A 4669-nucleotide genomic window follows, 5' to 3' on the forward strand; every position below is an offset into this window, starting at 1 on the left:
GCAAGAGTGGGTGCTGAAAAACCAAGGTGAGGGCGGTGGCCATTGTGTATTTGGTGACGACATCAGCGAACAACTGAGCCAGCTTAAACCAGAAGAGTACGATGCGTGGGCATTGATGCAGCGCTTGTATCCACACCAACGCGACGTACCAACCATTGCAGTGCGTGACACTCAACAAACGCTAGTGACAGATTTAGTCAGCGAAGTCGGCCTATTTACCGCTTACTACCAAGGTAAGCCAGTGACCGAACTGGAAGGTTACGCGGGTTACTTAATCCGCAGCAAACCCGCCAGCGAAAACGAAGGTGGAATCCACAGCGGCAAAGGCATTCTAGATTCGTTGGTGTTGATTGATTAGTTACAAATGGTTAATCCACAACTGATCGAGTTCGCACCAACCGAAACCATTCACTTGCGCGCCGTGTATCTTTTCAGAAACCTCTAAGTTGAACGCCTCTTGCTTAAGCTCAACCACATTCCCAGTTGCATTCAACCAATGCTTGAATGCCAACAGTGCATTCATCGCTAATTCAAAGTTTGGCTGGTTTCTTATTTCGGCTAAGCCTTGTTGGATTTTCTCTAGCATTTCAGCAGGCAGCGCCAAGTCCTCAAACGGGAAGCGAGTGAAAAAGCTTAACCACGAAGTGAAGGGGTCGTTCTCATCAATAATGCTGCACAACACGACGTCTTTGGTTGTTAGGTAGCTAGTTAGGTAGTTTCCATATTCCACGCTGGTTTTGTGGTCGCCAGACACAGACAACAGCTCGAAAAGGGCTTGGCATTCAGAGGTGTCTTCAACGGTGAATTCACGCTCTGTTTTCGACAACGCTGGGTTTTGAATCTTAAAGAAGGTTGAGCCGAATTCCGGTTTGGAATAATGGTCGCCACCACGCACGTTGGTGGTCTTTTCGGGCAGTTTCACGCACACCTGATTTTGAGCGCAGGCTTTGCTCTGTGCCCATTCTGGATAGACCCACAACTCGACTCGATTGAGAATCGGCGTGCTGTGTGAATACGCGCTATTACGGCTTAATCTCAACATCTTGCTTGAGAAGATGTCTAATGAGAACGCGCCAGATCCAATCAGCCTATCAGTCGGTGATGAGGGATCAAATACGGAGGCTTCAACTCTGGAAAGTAAGCGCGGTAAATGCCAATCAGGTTGATTCAATTTCACGACAACCACATTACCTGCCGAGGCAGAGACCTCATCAATATGCTGATAACAGCGACGCCATATTTTGCTTTGGCAGAGTGAATTAAGGTTGCGCGCTATGTCTTGAGGTTCGAGTGTTCGACCTTTATGAAAGTGAACGCCATTACGTATTTGAAAGTGCCACCGTGTCGCATCTTCATTAGGCTGCCAATGATAAGCCAGATCGCCGCTGAGTTTACCGTGCTTAACAGAGGTTAGGCGTTGGCAAACTTGCATCACTAGGAAGCGTTCGGTGCGTCTAAGTACTCGTTGAGGGTGAAGAGCCTCGAGCTCTCGGTGAAACGGGATATACGCGATATTCTGCGCCGACGAATTGGTATTGCTTAGAAAGGCTTGCAACTCAGCGCCAGCATTGCGGCCATTGAAGCTTAAGGTGCTAAACACCTGTTCTATATTACCCGCATCGGCTTGGGTTTGTGCGTATTGGTAACACGCCTCAATGGGCTCAACCAGACACGTCAGCTGTGCTTTCTTACTTCGGCCTGAACTGGCTTGCCACTCAATCCAGCCTTGCGCTGTCATCGCTTTGAGTAAGGTTTGAACGTGACGTTCACTCACGTGCAGCAGTGTGGCCAGTTGGTTAACCTGACAATGTGATACTCCAGGCCCAAAAGCCTGAAATATCTTTTCATACAGTTCAAGCTTGCGCTTAAGGTTGCCCAATTTGCTTTTCCTAACGACGAGGTTGAGTTAAATGTGGATAGCCAGAGTCAATGAGTGCGTTTTCCATCGTATCGAGAACTCGAGAGGTTATCTCTGATCTTAGGATATTCGATTCAGTTTTGCCTTGAAGCACCAAATCTGAAAAATGGTCGATTTCAAACTCGAATCCATTCCCTGTCACTGGGTAGTTGATGGTCGATTTTTTCCCTTGATGTTCAATCTCAATAAAGGCCGGATTCCACCATTTTTCGTGAATGGTGATCTTAGTATCAGGCCCACTCAAGTGCGCTGATCGGGGAAGGTTTTGCACTGTTGATGCCGATATCTTACCGTTCATATCACCAGAGAAGGTAAAGTACGCATCGGTATCAACATTTGCCCCCTCATAAAGACACGACATCTTTACCTGAGGTTTTGAAGGGTTCACACCCAGTGTTCGGCATAGATCGTAGAAGAACCAAAGCCCATAGACCCCAACATCGAGCGTTGATCCGCCTGACAAATCCGGATTGAAGATAAACAAATCGGGCTCATAGTCGTGATGGTTGCCAAAGCTGGCTTCGATTGAATCTATTTGAATGTGGTTATCGACCAAGAATGATTGGAGCTCACGATACGCGGGAAACACCACGGTTTTCATCGCTTCTAACAGCATCACGCCATTTTGCTTGGCGAGGGCTTTCATCTCAAGCCAGTCAGCAAGGTTGGTAAAAGCCGGCTTCTCGACCAATACGTGCTTATTGTTCTTTAGAAACAGTTCTGCGAGTGGCTGGTGGTATGGGTGAACGGTGGCGATGTAAACCGCTTCTACTGCTGGGTCATTCGCCATCTCTTCATAAGAACCATAAGCCTTGTCGCAACCAAACTTGTTGGCGAACGTGGCTGCGCGTGTATGGTCTCTCGCGGCAACCGCATAAAGCTCACCATGCAAACAGTGCTCTGTGACTGCCGCTGCGAATCGATTCGCGATATTACCTAGCCCTGCGATGCCCCATTTAATTTTGCGTTGCGTGTCGCTCATCAGTTACTCCAAATCGTTGTTTTGTCTCAGTGTACTCAGAGACGCCACATACAAATAGAGAACAGATTTCTCAACCTGTTCTCTATTTATTTTATTCTAGTTGAAGCTCAGGATTAGCTCTGTAGGGAGCGTTTCCAATCGGCTAGGGCTTGAATGTGTTTTGGTCCGATGCCACAACAGCCACCGACGATATTCGCACCCAATGCGTGCCAGCGTTTGGCGTAAGCTAGGTAACCTTGGCCATCCAGCTCACGCATCTCTTGAAGCATGTCATTGGCCTCATGTTCGCTGCTGATCGGCGCGAAGTTGTTCGCATAGACACCGATTTCCAGATCACAGCCTAGTTCTTCGATCACTTTTTTAGTATCGATGATGGCTTGATCCATCACTTCAGGCACTGAGCAATTAAACATAACGCCTGTAGCGTTGGATTGGCAGGCCAGTTTGATGGCGTCTGTTACGCTCTCGCCAGAACGAATGCTGGCAGAATCGCCCTTGGTGTCTTCCAAACTAAAGGCGTAATAACACGGTTTGTTTGATTGCTTGAGTACTGCATGAATGGATTCGAATTCTTGCAGGCTACAAATCGTTTCCGCGATCCAAAGGTCGATGTTTGGGTCTTGCGCATCGTAAAGGGTTTGAATGATAGGGGCTGCTTCTTCGACCTTAAACAAGTCTGGTCGGTAGCTGCCAAATGGCGGTGGAATCGCGCCTGCTACTTTCACTGTGTGAGGGGCATTGTCAGCAACGGCTTTAGCCAGTTCGCCAGATAGCTCTGCGAGTTCAAAACCTTGTTGTTTGAACAGCTCTTCACCCAAATGAAAAGGTACACAGGCGTAGCTATTGGTGATCAGGATTTCAGCACCAGCATCGACAAAGTTTTGATGCGCTTGGCTAACAAAATCGGGTGCCTCAATCAGCGCTTGAGCACTCCAAAGTGGTTGAGAAAATGGCGCGCCAATTTCTTTGAGTTCTCGGCCCATGCCGCCATCAAGTATGGTTAGTGTTTTCATATTCAATACTATCTAAACAATTGCTGAAGTTCTGCCGTCACCATATCAGACAACTTTGCTAGACAGAAGCCATCAAGCCAAGGTTCAACTATCGATGAGGGAGTTTCGCTATAGGCCGTCTAGTGGGCTAGTCGTGCCACTAAAGTGTTGCCCAATAACGTGAGTGTATATTTGAGTTGTCTTGACATCACTGTGCCCCAGTAGCTCTTGAACCGTTCTGATATCGGAGCCTGACTTTAGAAGTTGCTTAATAAATTGATTGTATCAATAGGCTAGAGCATTGAGAGCTACCTTTTGAGTATTGATGGCGACTTTTTGTTGATTAGCTAAATGAGAAAGAAAGGAGACAACTTCAGCGGCATGCATCTGTTCAGGGTGTTTAAGCTTATGAAAATGAATGAAGTATTTTATCCAGTAACAGTAGGCTTTGATTGTCTTGCGACTATAGCCTCGCATCGTCATATGTTCGCAAATTGCCTGCATGAATTGACTCGCCATATATTCCCCTCACAAAATCTGTACATACAGACAGTTTATTGCTTGTAGAATAATTAATGACTTAAAAAAGAGTGGTTTTTAACTCTGATTGAGCACGAATTTAACGAGAGGTTTATTTTAAATTATTGATTACAATGCAGATTTGTCGGTGGTTAAGAATGAGGCCGAGCGTTACATAGTCGGCAATATGTGCTTGCACGTTTTCACACTTAATGTTTAGACCCACTTTTATATTAAATGCATAGCATTCAGTTGGTT

3 protein-coding genes and 2 pseudogenes are annotated in these 4669 nt (G+C 46.5%); 1 reads left to right on the forward strand and 4 read right to left on the reverse strand.

Annotation, left to right across the window (positions count from 1 at the left end; all coding sequences use genetic code 11):
• Window positions 1-358 (forward strand): annotated as a pseudogene (locus AB4653_RS16935) (glutathione synthase); the annotation flags it as partial.
• Here AB4653_RS16935 and AB4653_RS16940 read toward each other — a convergent pair.
• From AB4653_RS16940 to AB4653_RS16955, 4 genes and pseudogenes are all read right to left on the reverse strand, one after another.
• Window positions 359-1879, reverse strand: a complete 1521-nt coding sequence (locus tag AB4653_RS16940; RefSeq protein WP_009845960.1) for an SgrR family transcriptional regulator — start codon at window positions 1877-1879, stop codon at window positions 359-361. It abuts the pseudogene before it with no gap.
• A 10-nt stretch (window positions 1880-1889) separates the two neighbouring features.
• Complete coding sequence (locus AB4653_RS16945; RefSeq protein WP_009845959.1) at window positions 1890-2900, reverse strand: Gfo/Idh/MocA family protein; 1011 nt, start codon at window positions 2898-2900, stop codon at window positions 1890-1892.
• A gap of 113 nt (window positions 2901-3013) precedes the next feature.
• Window positions 3014-3913, reverse strand: coding sequence for a homocysteine S-methyltransferase family protein (locus tag AB4653_RS16950; protein WP_009845958.1), 900 nt, complete (start codon window positions 3911-3913; stop codon window positions 3014-3016).
• Window positions 3914-4021: 108 nt separating this feature from the next.
• Window positions 4022-4411: pseudogene (locus AB4653_RS16955) on the reverse strand (phage integrase N-terminal SAM-like domain-containing protein).
• Between the last annotated feature and the right edge of the window lie 258 nt (window positions 4412-4669).

Source organism: Vibrio sp. 10N.222.48.A3, assembly GCF_041475345.1.
Taxonomy (GTDB): Bacteria; Pseudomonadota; Gammaproteobacteria; order Enterobacterales; family Vibrionaceae; genus Vibrio; species Vibrio tasmaniensis_A.